A 22,858-nucleotide genomic window follows, 5' to 3' on the forward strand; every position below is an offset into this window, starting at 1 on the left:
CCTCCCGAAGGAGGCGTTTTCCGTCACCGCATGGCGATCAGCGCAGATCGAAACGATCCAGCTCCATCACCTTGGTCCAGACCTTGACGAAGTCCTTGACGAACTTCTCCTGGGCGTCGGCACTGCCGTAGACCTCGCTCAGGGCGCGCAGCTGGGCGTGGGAGCCGAACACCAGATCGACCCGGGTACCGGTCCACTTCACGGCCCCGGTCTTGCGATCGCGACCTTCGAAGGTGGCCTTGTCCGGACCGGTGGCCTTCCATTCGGTGGCCATGTCCAGCAGGTTGACGAAGAAGTCGTTGGTCAGGGTCTGCGGCCGCTGGGTGAAGACACCGTGCTGGGCGCCGCCGACGTTGATGTCCAGCACGCGCAGGCCGCCCAGCAGCACCGTCAGTTCCGGCGCGGTCAAATTCAGCAGATGCGCCTTGTCCACCAGCAGGAATTCCGGCTTGACCTTGAACTCCCCGCCCACGTAGTTGCGGAAGCCGTCGGCCCAGGGCTCCAGGTGCCCGAAGGATTGCACATCGGTCTGTTCCTGGGAGGCATCCACGCGACCCGGGGTGAAGGGAACGCTGATCGAGTGCCCCGCCGCCTGGGCGGCCTTTTCCACCCCGACGCTACCGGCCAGCACGATCAGGTCGGCGATGGACACCTGCTTGCCCTGCCCTTGGAAGTCACGCTGGATACCCTCCAGCACACCCAGCACCTTGGCCAGTTGCGCCGGCTGGTTGACGGCCCAGTCCTTTTGCGGCGCCAGGCGCAGCCGGCCGCCATTGGCCCCGCCGCGCTTGTCGGAACCGCGGAAGGTGGAAGCCGCCGCCCAGGCGGTGCCGACCAGTTCGGACACGCTCAGGCCGGACGCGGCCAGCTTGTCCTTGAGCGCCTTGACCTCGGCCTCGCCCAGGGGCGCGCCTTCAGCCTTGGGCAGCGGGTCCTGCCAAAGCAGCTCCTCGGCCGGGGTTTCCGGGCCCAGGTAACGGGCCAGCGGCCCCATGTCCCTGTGGGTCAGCTTGAACCAGGCACGGGCGAAGGCATCGGCCAGCTGGTCCGGATTTTCCAGGAAGCGGCGGGAGATCTTCTCGTAGGCCGGATCGAAGCGCAGCGCCAGGTCCGAGGTCAGCATGGTCGGCTGGTGACGCTTGCTGGGATCGTGGGCATCGGGCACGGCATTGGCACCGGCGCCGTCCTTGGGCCGCCACTGGTGGGCACCGGCCGGGCTCTTGAACAGCTCCCACTCGAACTTGAACATGTTCTCGAAGTATTCGTTGCTCCAGCGGGTCGGCGTGGAGGTCCAGGTCACTTCGAGGCCGCTGGTGATGGTGTCGGCGCCCTTGCCGGTGCCATAGCTGTTCTGCCAGCCGAAGCCCTGCTGTTCCAGGTCGGCCGCTTCCGGCTCGGCACCGACGCTGGTGGCCGGGCCCGCACCGTGGGTCTTGCCGAAGGCGTGGCCGCCGGCGATCAAGGCGACGGTTTCCTCGTCGTTCATGGCCATGCGGCCAAAGGTTTCGCGAATGTCATGGGCCGAGGCCACCGGATCGGGATTGCCGTTGGGACCTTCGGGGTTCACGTAGATCAGGCCCATCTGCACGGCAGCCAGCGGGTTCTCCAGCATGCGGCTGGAACCCAGGTTGCGGCTCTGCTCGACCGGATGCTGCTCGGGCTGTGCGGTCAGCACGCCGTCACCGGGCTGCTCCATCTGCTTGTGCTCGCCGTAGCGGACATCGCCCCCCAGCCAGACGGTCTCCGAGCCCCAGAACACCGCGTCGTCCGGTTCCCAGACGTCCTGGCGACCGCCGGAAAAGCCGAAGGTCTTGAAGCCCATGGATTCCAGGGCAACGTTGCCGGTGAGCACGATGAGATCGGCCCAGGAGATCTTGCGGCCATACTTCTGCTTGACCGGCCAGATCAGCCGGCGCGCCTTGTCCAGGCTGACGTTGTCCGGCCAGCTGTTGAGCGGCGCAAAGCGCTGCTGACCCTGACCGGCGCCGCCACGGCCGTCACCGACGCGATAGGTGCCGGCGCTGTGCCAGGCCATCCGCACGAACAGCGGGCCATAGTGACCGAAGTCAGCCGGCCACCAGTCCTGGGAATCGGTCATCACGGCGCGCAGGTCGGCCTTTACCGCTTCCAGGTCGAGGCTCTTGAATTCGGTGGCGTAGTCGAACTCTTCGCCCATGGGATCGGAGAGCGAGGAATGCTGGTGCAGGAAGTTGAGATTGAGCTGGTTCGGCCACCAATCCTTGTTGGTGGTACCGCCGCCGGCGGCGTGATTGAACGGGCACTTGGATTCGGTCGACATCTTCTTGGCTACCTCAGGGTCTTGTTCATCCGGTTGTCAGCCGCGACAGCAGCACGGCCTGCAGAAGGCGTGGTTCCGGTCGCGTCGGCCTAGGGGCTCGACAGACACCGATGCCGGCGTCGAGCCGGCTCCGGAGAGAGCCCCACCATGGGCGAAGCGGACGTTGCGGTCATTGTTATCCCCTCATCAGATGGGCACACCGACGAAGCGGCGCAATCTCCATACTAGACGGCTTCGCCGCCCGGTGTGATAGAAGGTTTTGTGCCCCTCGATAGACTGGCTCTGCAAGATGACCCGCAGGTGACAGGGCATCCTCGAGCGACTCTTGGCGCGATAAGCAACGTTGGCGACCGCTTCGCCGAGGTTCGCGCGGCTTGGCTTCACGAAGCGCGACTGGGGAGCGTGCGCCTACAGAGGCCCGGGCGGAGCAGCGCGCCATATGCGGAAACAGAAGGAACGGCGACCGCCCTGCCCCGGGCGGTCGCCATGCCCGGTCTAGCCCGGGGCGAACAGCAGGTTGGGCGCGTGGCGCTCGTAGCCCTCTTCCGCCAGGCGCACGTCCAGCGCCAGGCTTGCGAGGTCGGCGGACAGGGGTTCGCTGCGGGCGTCGTGGTCGCGATAGAGGTGCTTGAGGTAGGTCTTGCAGTGGGCACAGGTCTCGGCGCGCAGCGGGGCCTTCTGGGCGTTGGCGTCGTCGGTGCTCAGGGAGTAGTAGCCCAGCCCCTTGCCCGTCTCGCAGTGGCTGCACTTGACCCGCACGAAGTGCCATTCGCAGGCGCACAGCGAACAGGTGAGGTACCTCAGGCCATTGGCCTTGCCCAGGTGATGGATGACGCCGGCCATGGGCGGCGCGCCGCAGCAGGGGCAGGCCGTCTGGCTGCCCTGTTCGCGCAGGGCGCTGAAGTCGCTGCGCTGCAGCCAGTGGGTCCAGGCCACCTGCAGGGCGGCGCCGAGGAAGGGCACCACTCCGGCCGGCACCAGCTCGTAGCTGCCCGCCAGCAGGGCGATGGCCCAGGCCTTGCGCTGGCCGGTGTCGGCCTGGCGCAATTCGTCCAGGGCGGCCTGCACCGGTGCCTGAGAGAGCGTGAGGGTCTCCAGCAGGGCATCCAGGGCGGGCAGCCAGTCGCCTTCGCGGACCAGGGTGTCGTAGCCCAGGGGCGGCAGACCGTGCTGCAGACTCCGGGCGCTGCGCGCCTCGTCCAACGGCAGGGGCGCGAGGCGGTCGAAGACGCCTTGCTGGGCCTCGCACACCTCGGCCATCAGCAACAGGTAGTCGCCCAGGGCATTGCCGGTGGCCAGCAGGCGCAGGCGGTCGGCGCGATAGCCGAACAGCTCGCCACCGGGCAGCAGGATGAAATCGGGATTGACGGCCGCGGCTTCGATTTCGCCGGGCTCGAGGATCTGGCCCGCCATGGCAGGGCTCCTTAGCAGAACGGTGGAAGAGAGTATTCAGGATAGCGGGCGGGTTGGGGTGCGGGCTTCGCTGCCCTCACCCCAACCCTCTCCCGGAGGGAGAGGGGGCAAAATGCCGCGCACCTCATCCGGTAGGTGGGGTTGAGCGCAGCGAAGCCCAACAGCAAAGGGCTCACTTCTTCTCGCGGGTGACCTTCTCGTACCACAGCGAGTGGTGCTTCTTCGCCCAGGCCCGGCTCACCCAGCCGGTCATCATCGCGGTCACCGAACCCTTGATCCAGATCCCGGCATAGATGTGCACGATGATCGACAGCACCAGCACGAAGGCGGCGACGGCATGGGCCAGGGCGCCCAGGCGGATCACCGGGATGGGGAACAGGTGGGCGAAGTATTGCCGCCAGATGACCACGCCGCTGACCAAGAGGACCAGCATGCAGGCCAGCAGCACCCAGAACAGGATCTTCTGCCCGGGGTTGTACTTGTCGATCGGCGGCAGCTTTTCCTCGCGGTTGTTCAGGACGTCGTTGATCTGCTTGAGCCACTGGGCGTCTTCGCGACCGATTTTGTTGTGCCGCCAGAAACGGATCACCAGAAAGGCGAAGAATACGAACATCGCCACACCCATGAAGGGATGCAGGATGCGCGTCCAGGTGCCGCCGCCGAACAGGTTCGAAAGCCAGAACAGCGCGGGATGGAACAGAGCCAGCCCCGACAGCCCGGCCATGAAGAACAGGATCGCCACGATCCAGTGGTTGGTCCGCTCGTTGGCGTTGTAACGCTGGATTTCAGGTTTCATCTCGATCTCCCAGGACGCCCCCGGCCAAGCCGGGGGCGTACCCCTGCTAGGGCTGCTTGTCGTGCGGATCGAAGATCTGCACGGACGGACTCAGCTGCTTGACCTCGCCCCTGGGCGTATCGCCCTCGGGACGGGGCGGCGCCTCGACCACCTCGTCGTCGTCATCGGTCCGGTTGGGGCCGACACGCACGTAGTGGAAGAAGCCGGCCAGCACCGCCGCGCCCATGGCGAACAGCGCCAGGGGTTTGGTGAAGCCCTTCCACAGGCCCACGGTGGGGCTGATGGTCGGGTCCTTGGGCAGGTGGTTGTACAGCTGCGGCTGGTCGGCATGGTGCAGCACGTACATGACGTGGGTGCCCCCTACCCCAACCGGGTCGTACAGACCGGCGTTCTCGTAGCCGCGGCTCTTGAGATCGACGATGCGCTCGGCGGCGTGCTCCTTCATGGCGTCCTTGGTGCCGAAGGTGATGGCGCCGGTCGGGCAGGTCTTCACGCAGGCCGGTTCCAGGCCGACCCCGACCCGGTCCGAACACAGCGAGCACTTGTAGGCCTTGTTGTCCTTCTTCGAGATCCGCGGGATATCGAAGGGGCAACCGGCGATGCAGTAGCCGCAACCGATGCAGTGGTCCTGGTTGAAGTCGACGATGCCGTTGGCGTACTTGACGATGGCCCCCGGACTCGGACAGGCCTTGAGGCAACCCGGCTCGGCGCAGTGCATGCAGCCGTCCTTGCGGATCAGCCACTCCAGCTTGCCGGCCTCGTCCTCGTGCTCGGTGAAGCGCATCAGCGTCCAGGAGTCCGCGGTGAGGTCCGCCGGGTTGTCGTAGGTGCCGTGGGTGTGGCCCACCTCGTCGCGCAGCTCGTTCCATTCCGAGCAGGCGACCTGGCAGGCCTTGCAGCCGATGCACTTGGACACGTCGATCAGCTTGGCCACTTCCGCCTGGGTGCGCACCGAGGTGTAGGCCGTGGTGGTCGCGGAGCGGGCATAGATATCCTGACTGGCCATCACGCTTTCTCCACGTTGACGAGGAACGACTTGAACTCGGGCGTCTGGGTATTCCCGTCACCCACGAAGGGGGTCAGGGTGTTGGCCAGATAACCCATCCGCGCCACACCGGAGAAGCCCCAGTGGATGGGGATGCCGACGTGGTGCACCGTCTCGCCGTTGACCTGCAACGGACGGATCCGCTTGGTCACCACCGCCTTGCAGACGATGTGGCCACGCTTTGAGGTGACGCGCACCAGATCACCGGCGGCGATGCCCTTCTGCTTGGCCAGCACCTCGCCGATCTCGACGAATTGCTCCGGCTGGATGATGGCGTTGAGGCGGCAGTGCTTGCTCCAGTAGTGGAAGTGCTCGGTCAGGCGGTAGGTGGTGGCCGCATAGGGGAAGTCCTTGCGATCGCCGAAGTCCGCCCAGTCGTCCTTGAGCACCCGCGCCGCCGGGCTGTTGAGGGCCTTGCGGTTGTTGGGGTGCAGCGGGTTGACGCCGATGGGGGTCTCGAAGGGCTCGTAGTGCTCCGGGAAGGGCCCTTCGGCCATCTTGTCCAGGGCGAAGAAGCGCGCCACCCCTTCGGGGTTCATGATGAAGGGACTCATGCCATCGGCCGGCTTGGCGTCGATCTTGTAGTCGGGTACGTCGGTACCGCCCCACTTCTGCGCCTTGTCGTTCCACCACACCAGCTTCTTGCTCGGGTCCCAGGGCTTGCCCTGGAGATCCGAAGAAGCCCGGTTGTAGAGGATGCGTCTGTTGTTCGGCCACGACCAGGCCCAGCCCAGGGTCTGCCCCATGTGGAAGGGATCGCTGTTGTCGCGCCGCGCCATCTGGTTGCCCTGCTCGGTCCAGGACCCGCAGAAGATCCAGCAACCCGAGGCCGTGCTGCCGTCGTCCATCAACTGGCCGAAACCGGCGAGCTGCTGCCCGGCCTTGGCCGAGACCGCACCCTTGGCATCCAGCACATCGGTGACGGCGTAGCCGTTGAACTCCTTGGCGAGTTCTTCCGGTGCCGGCTCCTCGGGCTTGGCGTAGGGCCAGGACAGCCCCAGGATGGGATCGGGGAAGGCCCCGCCCTCCCTGGCATAGGCCTCGCGCAGCTTGAGGAACAGCTCGGACATGATGGCGATGTCGCTGCGCCCTTCGCCGGGTGCCTCGGCGCCCTTGTAGTGCCACTGCAGCCAGCGGCTGGAGTTGACCAGGGAGCCGTCTTCCTCGGCGAAGCAGGTGGTGGGCAGGCGGAACACCTCGGTCTGGATCTCGGCGGTGTTCACATCGTTGTGATCGCCGTGGTTGCGCCAGAACTCGGAGGTCTCGGTGGCCAGGGGATCCATGATCACCAGCCACTTGAGCTTGGACAGCCCGCGCATCACCTTGGCCTTGTTGGGGAAGGCGGCGATGGGGTTGAAGCCCTGGCAGACATAGCCGTTGACCTGGCCCTTGCCCATCATGTCGAAGTAGCGCAGGACGTCGTAGCCGGCACCGGTGACATCGACCTTGGGCAACCAGTGGTAGCACCAGTCGTTGTCCTTGGTGGCCTTGTCGCCGTACCAGGCCTTCATCAGGCTGACGTGAAACTTGCCGTAGTTCTGCCAGTAGCTCAGCTGCCCCGGGCGCAGCGGCTTGCTGGCGCGCTTGGTGATGAAGGCGTTGTAGTCCTGCTCGCCGTCGCCGCCGATGGTCAGGTAGCCGGGCAGTTGGATCGACAGCAGGCCCAGGTCGGTGAGGCCCTGGATGTTGGAGTGACCGCGCAGGGCGTTCATGCCGCCACCGGGCATGCCGATGTTGCCCAGCAGCAGTTGCACCATGGCACCGCAGCGGATGATCTGCGCGCCGATGGAGTGCTGGGTCCAGCCCAGGGCATAGAGGATGGTCATGACGCGACCGGGCGCCGAGGTCTCGGCGATCTCGGCCCAGACCTTCTGGATCGCCTCGGGCGGCGTGCCGCAGGTCTGGCTGGCCACCTCCAGGGTGTAGCGGCTGTAATGCTGCTTCATCAGCTGGAAGACGCAACGCGGATCCTGCAGGGTCGGATCGATCTTGACGAAGCCGTCGTCGCCGATCTGATACCCCCAGTTCACCTTGTCGGTGTAGGTGCGCTTCTCCGCATCGTAGCCGTTGTACAGGCCGTCCTCGAAGGTGAAGCCTTCCTTCACCAGGAAGCCGGCGTCGGTGTAGTTGCGGACGTACTCCTGCTGGATCTTGTCGTTCGTGATCAGGTAATTGATCAGCCCGCCCAGGAAAGCGATGTCGCTGCCGGTACGGATCGGCGCGTAGTAATCCGCCACCGAGGCGGAACGGGTGAAACGCGGATCGACCACGATCAGCCGGGCGTTGTTGTGCGCCTTGGCTTCGGTGACCCATTTGAAGCCGCACGGATGGGCTTCAGCGGCATTGCCGCCCATGATGAGGACGAGATTGGCGTTCTTGATGTCGCTCCAATGATTCGTCATCGCACCACGGCCAAACGTCGGGGCAAGACCTGCCACCGTCGGGCCGTGTCAGACGCGCGCCTGATTGTCGAAGGCCAGCAGGCCCAGACTCCGTGCGATCTTGTGCGTCAGATAACCGGTTTCATTGGAGGACGCCGAGGCGGCCAGAAAGCCCGTGGTCAGCCAGCGATTGACCGTCTGGCCCTTGTCGTTGGTGGCGATGAAGTTGGCATCGCGGTCTTCCTTCATCAGGGTGGCGATGCGCCCGAGCGCCTCGTCCCAGCTGATGCGGGTCCACTCGTTGCTGCCGGGCTTGCGGACTTCGGGGTACTTGAGGCGATTGGGGCTGTGGATGAAATCCAGCAGGCCAGCGCCCTTCGGGCAGAGGGTGCCGCGATTGACCGGGTGGTCGGCGTCGCCCTCGATGTGAATGATGTTCTGGGCCACGTTCTTGGCCCGGTCGCCCATGCTGTACATGATCAGGCCGCAGCCGACCGAACAGTAGGGACAGGTGTTACGGGTTTCCACGGTGTGCGCCAGTTTGAAATGGCGCACCTGGTCGGCAAAGGCGGCTGTGGGAGCCATGCCTAACGCCGCCAGGCTGGATCCCGCAAGGCCGACTCCAGCGACCTTGAAGAATTGCCGACGGTTCATATCCACGGTTCTTATCCTCGTTCAGGCTGGGTCCGGTGCGTAGCCGGACCCTGCACAGAGAGTAACTCAACCGTTTGGCTTATCGAGCGCTTCGCTGTTGTCGCCGATCAATGGAAGTCGGCCTTCCGTCTCCTGATCCGCCGCGGTCTGACGAACGGGGTGGCGAGTGGGCAGCGGATCGCGACTGCTTATCCAGCGGATGTGCAAGGTCAGGGCCTGGCGAAAGGCGTCCGGTAGAGCGGTCCGCTGATCCTGTCGATTCGGCAGCGCCGGAAAGTCATGCTAAGCTAGCTAACTTTCCTCGCGATGCCTCGGACCCCTTCACCATGTCCAAGCGCCTGCCGACGCCGCCATAGCACCACCCCTCCCCCGGTAACCGCCCCTGCGGCGGCTGCCCGTGTCTTGCTGCCCTGTCGTCTCTCCGCGATCGCGCCCCGCCGCGCCATCGCCCGTTCTGGATACGCCATGAAAAGTGTCTCTCCCCGCGCCGACATCCTGGCCGGTCTCACCACGTCCTTTGCCCTGGTGCCCGAGTGCATCGCCTTCGCCCTGGTCGCCCATCTCAACCCGCTGATGGGGCTCTATGGCGCCTTCTTCATCTGTACCCTCACCGCCCTCTTCGGTGGCCGCCCCGGCATGGTCTCCGGCGCCGCCGGCTCCATGGCGGTGGTCATCATCGCCCTGGTGGTGCAGCACGGCGTGCAGTACCTGCTGGCCACGGTGGTGCTCGGCGGCCTGCTGATGATCGGCTTCGGTCTCCTGCGCCTGGGCAAGCTGATCCGCATGGTGCCGCACCCGGTGATGCTGGGGTTCGTCAACGGCCTGGCCATCGTCATCGCCCTGGCCCAGCTGGAGCACTTCAAGCAGGGCGAGACCTGGCTCAGCGGTACCCCGCTGTATCTGATGATCGGCCTGACCGCAGCGACCATGGCCATCATCTGGCTCCTGCCGCGCCTGACCCGCGCCGTGCCGCCGGCCCTGGCCGCCATCCTCGGCGTCGGCCTGGCGGTGCACTTCCTCGACCTGCCGACCCGTACCCTGGGCGACATGGCCCATATCGCCGGCGGCCTGCCGCGGCTGGCGCTGCCCGACATCCACTGGAGTCTGGAAACCCTGCAGATCATCCTGCCCTATGCGGTGCTGATGGCCCTGGTCGGTCTGCTGGAGACCCTGCTGACGCTGAATCTCACCGACGAAATCACCGAGAGCCGCGGCCGCCCCAATCGCGAGTGCGTGGCGCTCGGCGCGGCCAACCTGGCCTCGGGGCTGTTCGGCGGCATGGGCGGTTGCGCCATGATCGGCCAGACCATGATCAACCTGAGTTCGGGTGGCCGTGGCCGGCTGTCAGGGGTGGTCGCCGGCGTGCTGATGCTGCTCTTCGTGCTGTTTCTCTCGCCGCTGATCGAGCGCATTCCCCTGGCGGCGCTGGTCGGCACCATGTTCGTGGTCGCCCAGCAGACCTTTGCCTGGGCCTCGCTGCGGGTGCTGCACCGGGTACCGCGCAGCGACATGCTGATGATCGTCGCCGTCACCGTGATCACCGTCTTCGCCGATCTCGCCACCGCGGTGCTCTGCGGCATCGTCCTGGCCGCGCTCAACTTCGCCTGGCAGCACGCCCGCCGGCTCTATGCCGACAGCCACCTGGAGGCCGACGGCAGCAAGAGGTACCAGGTCCACGGCACCCTGTTCTTCGCCTCCACCGCCACCTTTCTCAACCAGTTCGATCCGGCCGGCGATCCCGCGAAGGTCGTGGTGGACTGCCGCCACCTGAGTTTCGTCGACTATTCCGCGGTGGCGGCGCTGCATACCCTGCACGAACGCTATGCCAAGGCCGGCAAGCGGGTGCGGGTGCTGCACCTGTCGCAACGCTGCAAGCAGCTGCTGCGTCGCGGCGGGGTGACGGACGACCTCGCCCTCGGTGATTGAACCCCGGACGGCGCCGCCGGGTCTTTCCCAGCAATGTCCTGCTCCCGGAGATCCGCGGCCATGTCCAAGATCCTTGCCTGCCTCGACGGCTCGGCCGTCAGCGCCGCCGTCTGCGACTTCGCCGCCTGGGCGGGCCTCGCCCTGGATGCCCCGCTCACCCTGCTGCATGTACTGGATCAGCGCCGCTTCCCGCGGCCGGGCCAGGCCACGCCGCCGCTGCTGGTCAACCGCGAACACCTGCTCACCGAGCTGGCCGCCCTGGACGCCCAGCGCGGCAATCTCGCCGAAGACCAGGGGCGGCTGCTGCTCGATGCCGCCCAGTTGCGGGTAGAGGAGCAGCAGGCCCGCTGCGCCGGCGCCGTGCTGCAGCACGGTGACCTGATAGGTTCGCTGGAGAGTCTGCAGGAGGATTTCGACCTCATCGTGCTGGGCCGTCAGGGCGAGGACAGCCCGCCCAAGCGGTTGATCGGTCGCCATCTGGAGAGCGCCATCCGCCTCCTGCACCGCCCGCTGCTCGTGGCCGGCCACCTGTTCGTCAAACCCGACGGCGTGCTGCTGGCCTATGACGACAGCAGCAGCGCCCGCAAGGCGGTGACCTGGGTGGCCAACTGCCGACTGTTCGACGGCCTGGCCTGCCACCTGGTGACCGTCGGCCGCGACCGCGAAGAACGCCGCGTCGCCCTCGCTCGCGCCGCCGACGAACTCAGAGCCCGGGGCCGCACGGTCACCACCGCCATCACCGACGGCGACGTGGAGCTGGGCCTGGAGCGTTATCGCAAGCAGCACGGTCTCGAGCTGGTGGTGATGGGCGCCTTCGGCCACTCCCGCCTGCGCCACTTCTTCATGGGCAGCAACACCCGCAACATGCTGGAAGCCGCCGGCAGCGCGCTGATCGTGGTGCGCTAGTTAAGGCTCGCGCGCACCCTAGAAATCCACCCGTCCGCGACTGGCCTTGAGGCCGCTGCGACGCGACTTGCCTTCCAGGCGGCGCTGCTTGGAGCCGTAGGTGGGCTTGGTGGGTCGCCGTGGCTTTTCCTGGACGTTGGCGGCGGCGATCAGCGCGGCCAGGCGCTCCAGGGCATCGGCGCGATTCTGCTCCTGGGTGCGGTATTGCTGCGCCTTGATCACCACCACGCCGTCGCGGCTGATGCGCCCATCGCGCAAGGCCAGCAGGCGCGCCTTGAGCGCTTCCGGCAGCGACGAGGCCTGGATGTCGAATCTCAGGTGGACGGCGCTGGAGACCTTGTTGACGTTCTGGCCACCCGCGCCCTGGGCGCGCACCGCGGTGAGCTGGATTTCCTGCTCCGGCAGCGTCAGACGCTCGTCGATGACCAGGGTCACGCCGGCTGCGCGCCGCGGCTGAGCCAGGCGTCCAGCAGCGGCTCCAGTTCGTCCAGCGGCTGGTAGCCGTTGGTGATCAGCGCCAGCTGGCCGTCCCGCTCGGCCAGCAGCGTGGGGAAACCGGCGATGCCCAGATTGAGTGCCCAGTCGAAGTCGGCCTGGGTGGCCAGGTGCGCCGCCTCACCGTCGAACAGCGGGGCGAATTCGATGCGCGGCAGGCCACAGGCCTCGGCCAGTTCCACCAGCAGCGCCGGCTGGGTGACGTCGCGGGCTTCGACATAGAAGGCCCGCTGGATGCGCTTGGCCAGCGGCCAGACGGCCTCCTCGTCGAGCTGGCGCGCGGCGACCAGGGCGCGGCAGGCCGGCTCGGTGTCGTACACCAGGCCCTCCGGCGGGCCCTGGTCGAGGGCGAAGGGCTGGCCGGTGGTCTCCTGTACCGCCTGCCAGTAGGCCAGGGTGCGCACCCGGCTGGCGGTGTCCTGGGCCACCCGCTCGCGGCGCAGGCCGCCGACCACCAGCTGCAGGGGGATGTTCTGGGCAGCCGCCCGCTCGGCCAGGCGCTCGACCACCGGGGCGAAGCCCCAGCACCAGGAGCACATGGGGTCCATCACATAGAGCAGGCGACCGGTCATCCTAGACCTCCTCGAGGCTGGGCGTGGCGTTGAGCCGCGGATCGCGGCCGATGGGGTGGGGTTCGTTGCGCAGACGCGCCAGTTCGATCTGCTTCTGCCGCTCGCGAGCGCCGGCGCGGGTCTTTTCCGACAGCGAATCCCAGCAGTGCGGGCAGCTGATGCCGGGGCTGTAGTGCGGCGACTGCATGTCTTCCGGCGAGACCGGCGTGCGGCAGGCATGGCACTGGTCGTAGACCCCTTCGGCGAGGTCATGGGTCACGGTCACCCGGTTGTCGAAGACGAAGCACTCGCCCTCCCAGCGCGACTCGGCCGCGGGCACCTCTTCGAGGTACTTGAGGATGCCGCCCTTGAGGTGGAAGACCTCGGGAAAGCCCTCCTGCAGCATGAAGCTCGACGCCTTCTCGCAGCGGATGCCGCCGGTGCAGAACATGGCGACCTTCCGGTGCCGGGCCGGATCGAAGTGCTCGCGGATATAGGCCGGGAAATCGCGGAAGCTCTTGGTCTTGGGATCGATGGCGCCCTTGAAGCTGCCGATGCCCACCTCGTAGTCGTTGCGGGTGTCGATCACCAGCACCTCGGGATCGTCGACCAGGGCATTCCAGTCCCGGGGTTCGACATAGGTCCCCACGCGCTGGTTGGGATCGACGCCGGGCACGCCCAGGGTGACGATCTCCTTCTTCAGCTTGACCTTGGTGCGATAGAAGGGCTGCTCGGCGCAGTAGGATTCCTTGTGGTCGATGTCGACCAGGCGCGGATCGGCGCGCAGCCAGGCCAGTACCGCATCGATGCCTTCGCGGCTGCCAGAGACGGTACCGTTGATGCCTTCCTCGGCCAGCAGCAGGGTGCCCTTGACGTCGTTCGCCAGGAGGGTCTGCAACAGGGGTTCACGCAATTGGACGTAGTTGTCCAGGGTGACGAACTTGTACAAGGCCGCCACGACAATCTTGTCGGTCATCTTCGGGTTCCCAGGGGTCGCCCTCGCAAAGGGCGGACCGGTTAGACGAAAACGCCGGCAAGGATGCCGGCGCCGATCAAATTTTAACCAATACAGGCTGCCGCTGAACAGGGCTGGCGGGATTCAACCCGCCAGGTCGTGCTTGCTGCCGCCGCGGCAGGTGGGCGAATCCGGTGCCTGCCCCTGGGCCGCCCACTCTTCCGGGGTGTAGGTGTGCAGCGCCAGGGCATGGAACTGGCCCATGAGTTCGCCCAGGGTGCCGTAGACCTTCTGGTGGCGCTTCACCGCGTTGAGACCGGCGAAGTGCGGGCTGACCACCACCGCCTTGTAGTGGGTCTCCTGGCCGCGACTGTGCATGTGGCTTTCGTCCAGCACCTCCAGGTGCTCGGGTTGCAACAGGCCCAGGCTGGACTGGATACGTTCGCGCATGCTCATGGGGATACCTCGACTGTGAGAACCCGCATTCTAACGGGCTGGCGGCCCGCCCGGAATCGCTCCGGTCGGTCCACAAACGACAAAGCCCGGAACGGGTCCGGGCTTCGTGGCAACGGCGGGAATCAGCGCTTGGCGGGCGGCGGCGCGTTCTCGGCACCAGCCGGCGGCTTCACGCCCAGCTCCTTGTCCATCTCGGCGAGGATGCCGTTGACCTTGGGTACCGCCTGCTCCAGCTTGGCCTGGGTCAGCTGGGCGGACTGCGCCGACAGGCGCGGCAGGGTGGCGATCATCTTCTTGCCCAGATCGGACTGGTAGAACTTGATGAGGCCTTCCAGCTCGTCTTCGGTGAAGTTGTCGGTATACAGCTTGACCATCTCGGGCTTGATCTTTTCCCAGCCGATGGTGCTGTCCAGCGCCTGGTTGGCGCGGGCGGTGTAGCTTTCCAGCACGGCCTTCTTGGCCGGCGCCTTGGCCTGCTCGAAGTGCTGGGCGAAGAGTTGCTGGACCTGGGCATAGACCGGCGTGGTCAGCTTGTCGGCGTTGGCCAGCTTGAGAAAGCGCTCCGCGTCGGCCGCGTGGCTCTTGGCATCGGCCAGGGCGAAGCTGCTGGCGCTGGCGAGCACAACGACGGCGCCAAGCGTACGGAGGGTCTTCTTCATGGGCATCCTTCAGGAGGCTGAAAATGGACCGCGAGTGTGCCACAGAGCGGCTGAACCTGGCCTGAACTTGGCGAGGATCCGCAGCCATTTGAGAACACTTCCCATTTGGGAACCCTGGCGCTAACCTGCTGCCCAAGTTAGTTGGACCCTACCTCATCAACGGAGACCACCATGAGCCGCACCGAAACCGATAGCATCGGCCCCATCGAAGTAGCCGACGACGTCTACTGGGGTGCCCAGACCCAGAGGTCGCTGGAAAACTTCGCCATCGGCAACCAGCAGATGCCGCTGGCGGTGGTGCATGCCCTGGCGACGGTGAAGAAGGCGGCCGCGCGGGTCAATCTGCGCCTCGGCGAGTTGCCGGAAGACGTTGCCACCCTGATCGAGAAGGCCAGCAGCGAGATCCTCGACGGTTTCCATGACGACCAGTTTCCCCTGGTGGTCTGGCAGACCGGCAGCGGCACCCAGAGCAACATGAACGTCAACGAGGTCATCGCCGGGCGCAGCAACGAGCTGGCCGGCAACGGCATGGGCGGCAAGAAGCCGGTCCATCCCAATGACCACGTCAATCGCGGTCAGAGCTCCAACGACTGCTTCCCCACCGCCATGCACATCGCCACCGCCCTGGCGGTGCAGAACGACCTGCTGCCGGCCATCGCCGAGCTGTCCGGCGGCCTGGCGCTGCAATCGGCACGCTACCAGAACCTGGTCAAGACCGGCCGCACCCACATGATGGACGCCACCCCGGTGACCTTCGGCCAGGAGCTGTCGGCCTTTGTCGCCCAGCTGGATCTGGCCGAGCGGGCCATCCGCAACGCCCTGCCGGCGGTCCTGGAACTGGCCCAGGGCGGCACCGCCGTGGGCACCGGTCTCAACGCGCCCAAGGGCTTCGACGAGGCCATCGCCAAGGAAATCGCCGAACTTACCGGTCTGCCCTTCGTCACCGCGCCGAACAAGTTCGCCGCCCTCGCCGGCCATGAGCCGCTGGTGGCCCTGCACGGCGGCCTCAAGACCCTGGCCGTGGCCCTGATGAAGATCGCCAACGACCTGCGCCTGCTGGGCTCCGGTCCGCGCGCCGGTTTCGCCGAGGTCAAACTGCCGGCCAACGAACCGGGCAGCTCCATCATGCCGGGCAAGGTCAATCCCACCCAGTGCGAGGCCCTGTCGATGCTGGCCTGCCAGGTGATCGGCAACGACGTCACCGTGGGTTTCGCCGCGAGCCAAGGCCATCTGCAGCTCAACGTCTACAAGCCGGTGATCGCCCACAACGTGCTGGAATCCATTCGCCTGCTGGCCGATGGCTGCCGCAACTTCAACACCCATTGCGTCACCGGCATGGAGCCGGACGAGCACAAGATGGCCGAGCACCTGGAACAGGGGCTGATGCTGGTGACGGCGCTCAACCCGCACATCGGCTACGACAAGGCCGCCGAGATCGCCAAGAAGGCCTATGCCGAGAACAAGACCCTGCGCGCCGCCGCGCTGGAGCTCGGCTACCTGACCGATGCGCAGTTCGACGAGTGGGTACGTCCGGAAACCATGCTGGAAGCCGGTGGCCGTGGCTGAGGCACGCGGCGCCACGCCGCTGGAAGGGGATGGCCGGCGCCTGCTGGTCATCCAGGGCAATCCCAAGCGGACCAGCTTCTGCCAGTCGCTGGCCGACGCCTATGTCCAGGGCGCCCAGGCCAGTGGCCAGGTGGTACGCCAGCTCAAGCTGGCCGACGCCCAGTTCGATCCGGTGCTGCGCGAGGGCTATGACCTCTCGCAGACGCTGGAGCCGGATCTGCTGGAAGCCCAGCGGCAGATCCACTGGGCCGAGCATCTGGTGTTCATCTACCCGGTGTGGTGGAACGGCCTGCCGGCGGTGCTGGCGGGCTTTCTCGAGCGCGTGCTGCAACCGGGCTTCGCCTTCGCCCAGCGCGATCAGACCTGGGGCGGCGAGCCGCTGCTGACCGGCCGCAGCGCCGAGCTGCTGGTCACCTCCGACACCCCGCCCTCCCCCTGGCAGCGCCTGCGCAACCAGGCGCCCCATCGCCAGGGCATCCAGGAAGGCCTCGAAGCCTGCGGCATCCAGGTGCTGCAGGTGCACGAGTATTCGCCGGTGCGGGCGGCGGACGAGGAGCAGCGGCTGCGCTGGCTGCAGGAAGTGGAGCGGTTGGGGCGGAACGAGTAGTTGGGTTTTTTGATCGCGGCCATGGCGGTCCGCCGACGCGGCCGCTCCTACACAAGACAGATATTTCCGTAGGAGCGGTCGCATCGGCGAACCGCCACGATCGCGATTCCGCCACTGCATACCAAGGCGTAAGGCATAACCAAAGCGCCTTTTATTCTTTCTCCTGCGGATCAACCGTCGGCACTATCGATGCTCCCCTTCCCCCGCGGAGCACCGCCATGACCCGCTATCTCATCCTTCCCGGTTGGCAAGGCTCCGGTCCCGAGCATTGGCAGACCCACTGGCAACACCGCCTGCCGGATGCCCGTCGGGTCGAACAGGACGACTGGCAGCGTCCCGATCCGCAGCGCTGGGTCGCCGCTCTCGACGCGGCCATCGCCCAGGCCAATGCGCCGGTGGTGCTGATCGCCCATAGCCTGGGGTGCGTGACCGTCGCCCGCTGGGCGGCCAGCGCGCCGGTGGCCCGCCGGCAGCGGGTGCTGGCGGCCTTGCTGGTGGCGCCGGCCGATGTCGAACGTCCGGGTTGCCCCGTGGAGCTAGTGGGTTTCGCCCCCTTGCCACGCCAACCGTTACCCTTCCCCTCGCGGGTGGTGACCTCGGACAACGACCCTGCCATCAGCCTGCCGCGGGCCGAAGCCCTGGCCCAGGCCTGGGGCAGCGAACTGGATATCCTGCCCGGTGCCGGCCATATCAACACACGCTCCGGGCATCGGCAGTGGGAGGAAGGCCTGCTCCACCTGGCGAAGCTGGGGTCGAGCCAGGGCCTGCGCGTCGCCTGATCCCTGCCCTTCCAGATTCAGAAGCGCCCCATCACCTGGCTCTGCCCGGGCCTGAGCCAGCCGATGCTCTGCAGCACCGACGCCATGTCGCTGCCGGGCTGTGCCGTGCCCTGCACCTGCCCGCGCCAGTTGGCCAGGCTCAGGCGCAGTTCCAGGCGATGCTGGCCGGTGCGCTCGAAGACGCCCTGCAGCCAGGGCGCCGTCTGGCAATCCACCTGCAACCGGGACTCGCCCAGGGCGAGACGCCGGGGCGCCAGGAGCTGCAGGCCATCGCCCTGCCATCCGCCACCCGCCGCCTGGCAACGTCGCCAACTGCCTGCCAGGCGTACCTCGCCCACCAGCCGACCGGCGAGCAGCGCGCTGCCCGGCGCCTGCAGCCAGCGCAGGTCACCTCCGGCGAGATCGGCCTGCCACCGCCAGGGCCAGCCGCTGAGGACCATGCCCCAGGGCGCAGCCTCGGCCTCGCCGATCCTGACCTGCAACCGGCCCGGCCAGCGCAGCTGCCATTGCCAGGGTCCGGCACCGCCGCCCGGCCAGTCGAGGCGCTGCATGCCGCCGCCCAGCAGGGAACCCTGCAGCCCCACCGGGGTGACCTGGGGCGGTAGCAGCCGCGGCAGCCAGTCCGCCGCGGGCCAATAGAGCAGGCAGCCCAGGGCGAAGATCAGCAGGGCGAACAGGGTAACGACCAGGCGCGCGAGCCAGCGCATCATGGCGTCCGCCCCACCAGCACCGCCAGGACATCCAGTTCGAAGGCCACGCCCCCTGACTGGCTGCGAATCCTGAGGGTCTGCGGCAACCAGCCACGTGCCCGCGCCCAGGCCTGCAGCCGTTCCACCGCAAAGATATCGGCCGCCTCGCCACGCAGGTGCCAGACCGGCTCGGCCAGGGTCAGGGCGCTGAAGGTCACCCCACCTACCGCAGCGCGCCAGTCCGCTTCCTGCAGCGGCTGGGCGACCGGCAGTGCCCGGGCCTCTGCGGCAAGGCGGACCCAGTCCACCGAAGCCGGTCGGCCGCCGGGTGTGGGGCGCAGCCAGAGGATGGCGGCCAGCAGCAGAATGACCAGACCGCCGAGGGCCAGTCGCTGGCGTTCGGCAGGCAACCGCTGCCAGCGCTGCAAGAGGGTGCTCATGGTCGTTTCTCCGTCGGGACTGCCAGGCGCAGGGTCAGACGCCCGGCCTGCCGTTGCCACTGCAGGGTAGCGAATTCCTCGCCGAGTCGGCTGCGCAAGGTCTTGTCCAGACTGGCGGGGCCTTCCAGCACCAGCTGGATACCCTGCTCATCGAGCGACCACTCCACCAGACGCAGCCCTGGTGCGCTGGTCAGGGCGGCGCCAAGGGGCTCCCTGAGGCGCTGCCAGAGGCGCCACTGGCCCTCCAGCTGCCGCCGGGTGCGGCTGGCCAACTGGAGTTCGCGTTCGGCGCGGCCGGCCTCGAGACGGTCGCTGGCCAGACCCAGCCGTTGGGCGACATAGGCCCGGTCGAGCTGGGCCAGTCGCCACTGCTGGACCTGTTGCAGGCCCAGGTGCAGGATCGCCAGCACCGCGGCCGCGGCCATGCCCAGCACCAGTGGACGCGGCAGGCCCAGCGCGGGTCGGCTGCGACGCTGGCCCTGGCGCGGCCAGAGATCCAGGGGCGCGAGACCTGCGGCGGGCCGGGGCCAGAGCGGATCGCGGGAGGCCTCGGGCCCGGCTTCGAGCAGCGCGGCCAGGGCGGGCGACAGACTGGCTTCGAGGGCGTGCGGCCAGGTCAGCCAGACCTCGTGGCCCTCGAGGCGGGTCTTGAATCTCAGGCCTTCGCCCAGGCGCATTCCGATCCCGCTCTCGGCGGTGGGCTCGGGCAGCAGCTGGAAGTCGACCCAGCAGGCCGCCACCGTCCAGCCGCAGGCGGCGCAGTGCTCCCGCCAGGCCTCCAGCAGCGCCCGATCCAGTGCCAGCAGGCGCAGCCGACCCGGGGTGCGCCCCAGACAGACCAGGTGCTGGTCACTGGCGTCCGCCAGCAGCTGGTCCTCCAGCAGCAGGCCCCATTCGTGCGGACGCAGCCCCTTGGGCGCGGCGACATCGAACAGGCTGCAGTCTTCGCCATGCAGCAGCAGGGTCATCGGCTGGGCGGACGCGGGCAGCGCTGCCGCGGCTTGCAGCTGGCCGTCCTGAAGGCGCGCGGCCACCAGCGGATTGTCCGGGCCCGGCGGACCGGGTCGCCGCGTACGCAGGAGCAGCCGCGTGGAGCTGTGGGCGGGGCTGAGGTCGCGGCGCAGCAGGGGCAGCAGGCGCGCGAGCGGGAGGGAGGCGAGCATGGGGTCAACCTGTCTGAGGCAGGGCGAAGGTACAGACATAGCCGGCACCCTGCAGGGTAAAGGTCAGCCGTACCCCGTTGGCGGGTTCGGCCGGGGGCGGATAGGCGAGCCAACGACCGCCGCCGTGGAATTCCAGTTGCAGGCGCTCGACGCCGGGCTGATCGAACACCGGTTGCCAGACCGGGGCCTCCACCGCATCCAGCTCGGCACTGCGCCAGAGTCGCAGCCGTTCCTGGGCGGCATCCCATTCCAGGCGTTGGCGGCGCAGGCGACCGGCGCCCTGCCCCGCACTCAGCGGCAGGCTGTCCAGGGCGACCCAGTCCAGGCGGTTCTCGGCGGGGCGCCAGTCCAGCAGGGCGTTGTGCAGCGGCAACCGGTGCTCCTGCAGCGGGCGCAGGACCAGACCACCCAGGCGCCGCTCCAGCAGGCCGCAGAGGTCCAGCACCCGGGCGTTGGTCGATTCCCGCGCGGCCAGGCGACCGCGGGCGTCGAGCCAGAGATTGACCAGACTGCCGAGCAAGACGGCGAGCAGCGCCGTGAGGGCGATGGCCAGCAGCACCTCGATCAGGGTCATGCCCGCCTGGTTTCTCATGGCTGGACTCCGGCCTGGATCGGCCAGTCGCCCAGGCTTCGACTGAGCGCGGCATCGGCATAGAGCGTCAGCCGCCCGCCGAGGGGGCCGCTTGCGCCCTCCAGGCGCCAGTAGCAGCGTTCGCCACCCTGGTTCAACTCGCCCTGGCCGGTGGCCAGGCCCTCCACCTGCGCCCGGGCAGTGAGTTCGCGGGCGCACAGCTGGGCCAGCTCGCGGGACTGGGCGACCCCGGCGATGTCCAGTCGCTGGCCGATCACCTGGCTGACGCCCACCGCCATGAAGGCGACGATGGCCAGGGCCACCAGCACCTCCAGCAGGGTGAAACCGGTCTGCTTCATGGCCGCTCCACCGAGGCGCGGCCGCGCCCGTCGACCACCAGCAGCCACTGCCGCTCGTCTTCGGCAAAGGCCAGGCGCTGGCCCTGGGTATCGCCATTCGGCCACCAGATCAGCCGCGGCTGGGCACTCACCGGCTCGGCCAGTTGCAGACCACTCGGCCAGCGCCCGTCCGGCAGATCGGCACTGGCCAGGGGTTGCCAGCGTGGCCCGCGGGTGTCGGCCACCAGTTGCAGATAGCGAAAGCCGGTGGCGTCGGCCTGCCAGCCGAGGATGCGGCCGCTGCGGCGGGCGGTGTCCCGCGCCAGCTGGAAGTCGCCCGCCAGACTTTCCAGGCGCCACTGCCCGGCCGGGCTGCCGCCGCCCAGGCGCGCCACGCCTACGGCGGTGAGCAGGCCGACGATCAAGAGCACGACCATCAGCTCCAGCAGGGTGAAACCGCCCTGGCGCCCCGGCATGGCAGCTCAGAGGGTCCAGTTGCCGATGTCGGCGTCGCTGCCCTCGCCGCCTTCGCGACCGTCGGCGCCGAGGCTGTAGAGATCCACTCGGCCATGTTCGCCGGGGATGCGATAGCGATAGGCGGCGCCCCAGGGGTCTTCCGGCAGGCGGCGGATATAGCCGTCGGCGCGGTAGTTGCGCGGCTCGGGGGCCTGGGTCGGCTTGCTCACCAGGGCGGCTAGGCCCTGCTCGGCGGTGGGATAGCGCAGGTTGTCCAGGCGGTACATGTCCAGCGCCTGCTCCAGGCTGGCGAGATCGGCGCGGGCCTTCTGCTGCATGGCCTTGTCCTGGTTGTCCAGCACATTGGGCGCGACGATGGCCACCAGCAGGCCGATGATGAAGATCACCACCATGATCTCGATGAGGGTGAAGCCGGCCTGGCGGGCGGGTACGGCATGAGAGCGCATCGCGAAAGTCTCCTTGGGGTGCATCAGAGGTTGAGCGCCTGGTTGAGCTGCATGATGGGCAGCAGGATGGCGAGGACGATGGCCAGCACCACGCCGCCGAGGATGAGGATCAGCACCGGTTCGAACAGCGCCAGGGCCAGGTCCACCTGCTGGTTGAAATCCCGCTCCTGAGCATCCGCAACCCGCTCCAGCATGGCGTCGAGGGTGCCGCTGGCCTCGCCGCTGGCGACCATGTTCACCAGCAGCGGCGGAAACACCGCGGGGCGATCCAGCGCCCGGCCGAGGCCGGTACCGGCGGTGACCTGCTCGATGGCGGCGTCCAGGGCGTCACCCAGGACCTGGTTGCTCAGGGTGGCACGACTGACCTGCAGGCCTTCGAGCACCGGGATGCCGCTGCCGACCAGGATCGCCAGGCTGCGGGTTAGGCGGGCGCTGTCGAGGGTGCGCAGCAACTCGCCCAGGCGCGGCAGGCGCAACAGCTGGCGATGCCAGCGTCGCCGCCACAGGACCTGGCGCAGCAGGCGCTGCAGACCGACACCGGCCAGCACCAGCAGACCCAGCAACCAGGGCCCAAAGACCAGCAGGCCATCGCTGACGGCCACCAGGGCGCGGGTGATCCAGGGCAATTGCAGGCCACTGTGGATGAATTGCTCGGTGAGCTTGGGCACCACGAAGGTCATCAGGCCGGCCACCACGGCGATGGAGACCAGGGCCAGCGCCAGGGGATAGATGAGCGCGGTACGCGCCTTGTGGCGCTGGCGCTGCACCCGTTCGAGATAGTCGGCCAGGCGTTCCAGCACCGGGCCCAGGCGCCCGGCCCGCTCCCCGGCGGCCACCAGGGTCAGGTACAGCGGATCGAAGGTGCCGGGATGGCGACCCAGGCTGTCGGCCAGGGTGTAGCCCTCGCGCACCTGGCCCAGCAGATCCAGCAGCAAGGCCTTGAGCGCCGCCTGGCGACTCTGGCGCTCGAGCATCTGCAGGGCCTCGGCCAGGGGAATGGCGGCGCCCACCAGGGTCGCCAGCTGGCGGGTGAAATCGGTGCGACTGTTGGCGTCCAGCCGTCCGCCGCGACCGCGCGCGCCGCGCACCGGACCGCTCGCCTGCACCTCGCGGGGAAAGAGGCCGCGCTCGCGCAGCAGCTGGCGGGCGTGGCGCTCGCTTTCGGCCTGGATGACATCGCGCTGGCGACGCCCGTCGCCGTCCAGCGCCAGGTAGCGGTAGGCCGGCATCAGCGCAGCGCTCCGCC

General features: G+C 67.8%; 23 protein-coding genes. 5 read left to right on the forward strand and 18 right to left on the reverse strand.

Annotated elements, in window-relative coordinates; genetic code table 11:
* Positions 1-37: 37 nt before the first annotated feature.
* The 5 genes from katG to fdnG all read right to left on the reverse strand — a co-directional run bounded on the left by katG (position 38) and on the right by fdnG (position 8,594).
* Positions 38-2,299 (reverse strand): catalase/peroxidase HPI, encoded by a 2,262-nt coding sequence (gene katG, locus OXS31_RS19390; RefSeq protein WP_267401423.1) that lies wholly within the window; start codon positions 2,297-2,299, stop codon positions 38-40.
* 495 nt (positions 2,300-2,794) lie between these two features.
* A complete protein-coding gene (gene fdhE, locus OXS31_RS19395) occupies positions 2,795-3,712 on the reverse strand; it encodes a formate dehydrogenase accessory protein FdhE (protein WP_197852345.1) in 918 nt (305 codons plus the stop codon).
* Between the two features lie 172 nt (positions 3,713-3,884).
* A complete protein-coding gene (locus OXS31_RS19400) occupies positions 3,885-4,508 on the reverse strand; it encodes a formate dehydrogenase subunit gamma (protein WP_007162369.1) in 624 nt (207 codons plus the stop codon).
* 46 nt (positions 4,509-4,554) lie between these two features.
* The gene (fdxH, locus tag OXS31_RS19405) at positions 4,555-5,514 is read right to left on the reverse strand and encodes a formate dehydrogenase subunit beta (protein ID WP_074584736.1); all 960 of its coding nucleotides are present in this window, start codon (positions 5,512-5,514) and stop codon (positions 4,555-4,557) included.
* Entirely contained in the window at positions 5,514-8,594 is a 3,081-nt protein-coding gene (gene fdnG, locus OXS31_RS19410) for a formate dehydrogenase-N subunit alpha (RefSeq protein ID WP_139346960.1), read from the reverse strand. The genes fdxH and fdnG overlap by 1 nt, the downstream gene beginning before the upstream one ends.
* A gap of 459 nt (positions 8,595-9,053) precedes the next feature.
* Here fdnG and OXS31_RS19415 point away from each other — a divergent pair, with 459 nt between their 5' ends.
* Together OXS31_RS19415 and OXS31_RS19420 are read left to right on the forward strand one after the other, a co-directional pair.
* Positions 9,054-10,514, forward strand: coding sequence for a SulP family inorganic anion transporter (locus tag OXS31_RS19415; protein WP_267401424.1), 1,461 nt, complete (start codon positions 9,054-9,056; stop codon positions 10,512-10,514).
* Between the two features lie 60 nt (positions 10,515-10,574).
* Positions 10,575-11,420: a universal stress protein gene (locus tag OXS31_RS19420; RefSeq protein WP_027598385.1), complete on the forward strand. Its 846-nt coding sequence runs from the start codon at positions 10,575-10,577 to the stop codon at positions 11,418-11,420.
* 18 nt (positions 11,421-11,438) lie between these two features.
* Here OXS31_RS19420 and arfB read toward each other — a convergent pair whose 3' ends face one another.
* The 5 genes from arfB to OXS31_RS19445 form a co-directional block, all read right to left on the reverse strand.
* Entirely contained in the window at positions 11,439-11,849 is a 411-nt protein-coding gene (gene arfB / locus OXS31_RS19425) for an alternative ribosome rescue aminoacyl-tRNA hydrolase ArfB (RefSeq protein WP_039976309.1), read from the reverse strand.
* A gap of 2 nt (positions 11,850-11,851) precedes the next feature.
* Positions 11,852-12,487 (reverse strand): DsbA family protein, encoded by a 636-nt coding sequence (locus tag OXS31_RS19430; RefSeq protein ID WP_044342612.1) that lies wholly within the window; start codon positions 12,485-12,487, stop codon positions 11,852-11,854.
* Between the two features lies 1 nt (position 12,488).
* The gene (locus tag OXS31_RS19435) at positions 12,489-13,442 is read right to left on the reverse strand and encodes a rhodanese-related sulfurtransferase (RefSeq protein ID WP_267401425.1); all 954 of its coding nucleotides are present in this window, start codon (positions 13,440-13,442) and stop codon (positions 12,489-12,491) included.
* Between the two features lie 123 nt (positions 13,443-13,565).
* Complete coding sequence (locus OXS31_RS19440; RefSeq protein WP_007162358.1) at positions 13,566-13,877, reverse strand: BolA family protein; 312 nt, start codon at positions 13,875-13,877, stop codon at positions 13,566-13,568.
* Positions 13,878-13,999: 122 nt separating this feature from the next.
* The gene (locus OXS31_RS19445) at positions 14,000-14,536 is read right to left on the reverse strand and encodes a DUF2059 domain-containing protein (protein ID WP_037006907.1); all 537 of its coding nucleotides are present in this window, start codon (positions 14,534-14,536) and stop codon (positions 14,000-14,002) included.
* 171 nt (positions 14,537-14,707) lie between these two features.
* On the opposite strand from OXS31_RS19445, the gene OXS31_RS19450 reads away from it, so the two are divergent.
* The 3 genes from OXS31_RS19450 to OXS31_RS19460 all read left to right on the forward strand — a co-directional run bounded on the left by OXS31_RS19450 (position 14,708) and on the right by OXS31_RS19460 (position 17,488).
* Positions 14,708-16,102 (forward strand): class II fumarate hydratase, encoded by a 1,395-nt coding sequence (locus tag OXS31_RS19450; RefSeq protein WP_007162356.1) that lies wholly within the window; start codon positions 14,708-14,710, stop codon positions 16,100-16,102.
* Positions 16,089-16,709, forward strand: a complete 621-nt coding sequence (locus OXS31_RS19455) for an NAD(P)H-dependent oxidoreductase (protein ID WP_007162355.1) — start codon at positions 16,089-16,091, stop codon at positions 16,707-16,709. Before OXS31_RS19450 ends, OXS31_RS19455 begins: the two co-directional genes overlap by 14 nt.
* A 218-nt stretch (positions 16,710-16,927) precedes the next feature.
* Positions 16,928-17,488, forward strand: a complete 561-nt coding sequence (locus OXS31_RS19460) for an alpha/beta hydrolase (RefSeq protein ID WP_267401426.1) — start codon at positions 16,928-16,930, stop codon at positions 17,486-17,488.
* A 17-nt stretch (positions 17,489-17,505) separates the two neighbouring features.
* On the opposite strand, the gene OXS31_RS19465 is transcribed toward OXS31_RS19460, so the two are convergent.
* Genes OXS31_RS19465 through gspF form a run of 8 tightly spaced genes read right to left on the reverse strand, consistent with a single transcriptional unit; the run spans position 17,506 to position 22,841 of the window.
* Complete coding sequence (locus tag OXS31_RS19465) at positions 17,506-18,198, reverse strand: hypothetical protein (protein ID WP_267401427.1); 693 nt, start codon at positions 18,196-18,198, stop codon at positions 17,506-17,508.
* Positions 18,195-18,617, reverse strand: a complete 423-nt coding sequence (locus tag OXS31_RS19470; RefSeq protein WP_267401428.1) for a hypothetical protein — start codon at positions 18,615-18,617, stop codon at positions 18,195-18,197. Before OXS31_RS19470 ends, OXS31_RS19465 begins: the two co-directional genes overlap by 4 nt.
* Positions 18,614-19,780 (reverse strand): type II secretion system protein GspL, encoded by a 1,167-nt coding sequence (locus OXS31_RS19475; RefSeq protein WP_267401429.1) that lies wholly within the window; start codon positions 19,778-19,780, stop codon positions 18,614-18,616. The genes OXS31_RS19470 and OXS31_RS19475 overlap by 4 nt, the downstream gene beginning before the upstream one ends.
* A gap of 4 nt (positions 19,781-19,784) precedes the next feature.
* The gene (locus OXS31_RS19480) at positions 19,785-20,372 is read right to left on the reverse strand and encodes a prepilin-type N-terminal cleavage/methylation domain-containing protein (protein ID WP_267401430.1); all 588 of its coding nucleotides are present in this window, start codon (positions 20,370-20,372) and stop codon (positions 19,785-19,787) included.
* Positions 20,369-20,710 carry a prepilin-type N-terminal cleavage/methylation domain-containing protein gene (locus OXS31_RS19485; protein ID WP_007162349.1) on the reverse strand — a complete coding sequence of 114 codons (342 nt, stop codon included), beginning with the start codon at positions 20,708-20,710 and terminating at the stop codon, positions 20,369-20,371. The genes OXS31_RS19480 and OXS31_RS19485 overlap by 4 nt, the downstream gene beginning before the upstream one ends.
* Positions 20,707-21,165 carry a GspH/FimT family pseudopilin gene (locus tag OXS31_RS19490; RefSeq protein WP_267401432.1) on the reverse strand — a complete coding sequence of 153 codons (459 nt, stop codon included), beginning with the start codon at positions 21,163-21,165 and terminating at the stop codon, positions 20,707-20,709. Before OXS31_RS19490 ends, OXS31_RS19485 begins: the two co-directional genes overlap by 4 nt.
* Before the next feature lie 6 nt (positions 21,166-21,171).
* Entirely contained in the window at positions 21,172-21,612 is a 441-nt protein-coding gene (gspG, locus tag OXS31_RS19495; RefSeq protein WP_007162347.1) for a type II secretion system major pseudopilin GspG, read from the reverse strand.
* A 23-nt stretch (positions 21,613-21,635) separates the two neighbouring features.
* On the reverse strand, positions 21,636-22,841 hold the full coding sequence (gene gspF / locus OXS31_RS19500) for a type II secretion system inner membrane protein GspF (RefSeq protein WP_267401433.1): 1,206 nt from the start codon (positions 22,839-22,841) through the stop codon (positions 21,636-21,638).
* Positions 22,842-22,858: the final 17 nt, after the last annotated feature.

Source organism: Pseudomonas sp. GM_Psu_1 (genome assembly GCF_026544185.1).
Taxonomy (GTDB): domain Bacteria; phylum Pseudomonadota; class Gammaproteobacteria; order Pseudomonadales; family Pseudomonadaceae; genus Chryseomonas; species Chryseomonas oryzihabitans.

Bases quoted from the DNA above. Each gene is read 5' to 3' on its own strand.
- OXS31_RS19420 (WP_027598385.1), top strand. From the start codon at position 10,575: ATGTCCAAGATCCTTGCCTGCCTCGACGGCTCGGCCGTCAGCGCCGCC.
- OXS31_RS19440 (WP_007162358.1), bottom strand. From the start codon at position 13,877: ATGAGCATGCGCGAACGTATCCAGTCCAGCCTGGGCCTGTTGCAACCC.
- fdxH (WP_074584736.1), bottom strand. From the start codon at position 5,514: ATGGCCAGTCAGGATATCTATGCCCGCTCCGCGACCACCACGGCCTAC.
- gspF (WP_267401433.1), bottom strand. From the start codon at position 22,841: ATGCCGGCCTACCGCTACCTGGCGCTGGACGGCGACGGGCGTCGCCAG.
- OXS31_RS19415 (WP_267401424.1), top strand. From the start codon at position 9,054: ATGAAAAGTGTCTCTCCCCGCGCCGACATCCTGGCCGGTCTCACCACG.
- fdhE (WP_197852345.1), bottom strand. From the start codon at position 3,712: ATGGCGGGCCAGATCCTCGAGCCCGGCGAAATCGAAGCCGCGGCCGTC.
- OXS31_RS19490 (WP_267401432.1), bottom strand. From the start codon at position 21,165: ATGCCGGGGCGCCAGGGCGGTTTCACCCTGCTGGAGCTGATGGTCGTG.
- OXS31_RS19475 (WP_267401429.1), bottom strand. From the start codon at position 19,780: ATGCTCGCCTCCCTCCCGCTCGCGCGCCTGCTGCCCCTGCTGCGCCGC.
- OXS31_RS19450 (WP_007162356.1), top strand. From the start codon at position 14,708: ATGAGCCGCACCGAAACCGATAGCATCGGCCCCATCGAAGTAGCCGAC.
- OXS31_RS19480 (WP_267401430.1), bottom strand. From the start codon at position 20,372: ATGAGAAACCAGGCGGGCATGACCCTGATCGAGGTGCTGCTGGCCATC.
- OXS31_RS19400 (WP_007162369.1), bottom strand. From the start codon at position 4,508: ATGAAACCTGAAATCCAGCGTTACAACGCCAACGAGCGGACCAACCAC.
- OXS31_RS19445 (WP_037006907.1), bottom strand. From the start codon at position 14,536: ATGAAGAAGACCCTCCGTACGCTTGGCGCCGTCGTTGTGCTCGCCAGC.
- OXS31_RS19435 (WP_267401425.1), bottom strand. From the start codon at position 13,442: ATGACCGACAAGATTGTCGTGGCGGCCTTGTACAAGTTCGTCACCCTG.
- OXS31_RS19430 (WP_044342612.1), bottom strand. From the start codon at position 12,487: ATGACCGGTCGCCTGCTCTATGTGATGGACCCCATGTGCTCCTGGTGC.
- katG (WP_267401423.1), bottom strand. From the start codon at position 2,299: ATGTCGACCGAATCCAAGTGCCCGTTCAATCACGCCGCCGGCGGCGGT.
- OXS31_RS19485 (WP_007162349.1), bottom strand. From the start codon at position 20,710: ATGAAGCAGACCGGTTTCACCCTGCTGGAGGTGCTGGTGGCCCTGGCC.
- OXS31_RS19465 (WP_267401427.1), bottom strand. From the start codon at position 18,198: ATGATGCGCTGGCTCGCGCGCCTGGTCGTTACCCTGTTCGCCCTGCTG.
- OXS31_RS19460 (WP_267401426.1), top strand. From the start codon at position 16,928: ATGACCCGCTATCTCATCCTTCCCGGTTGGCAAGGCTCCGGTCCCGAG.
- gspG (WP_007162347.1), bottom strand. From the start codon at position 21,612: ATGCGCTCTCATGCCGTACCCGCCCGCCAGGCCGGCTTCACCCTCATC.
- OXS31_RS19470 (WP_267401428.1), bottom strand. From the start codon at position 18,617: ATGAGCACCCTCTTGCAGCGCTGGCAGCGGTTGCCTGCCGAACGCCAG.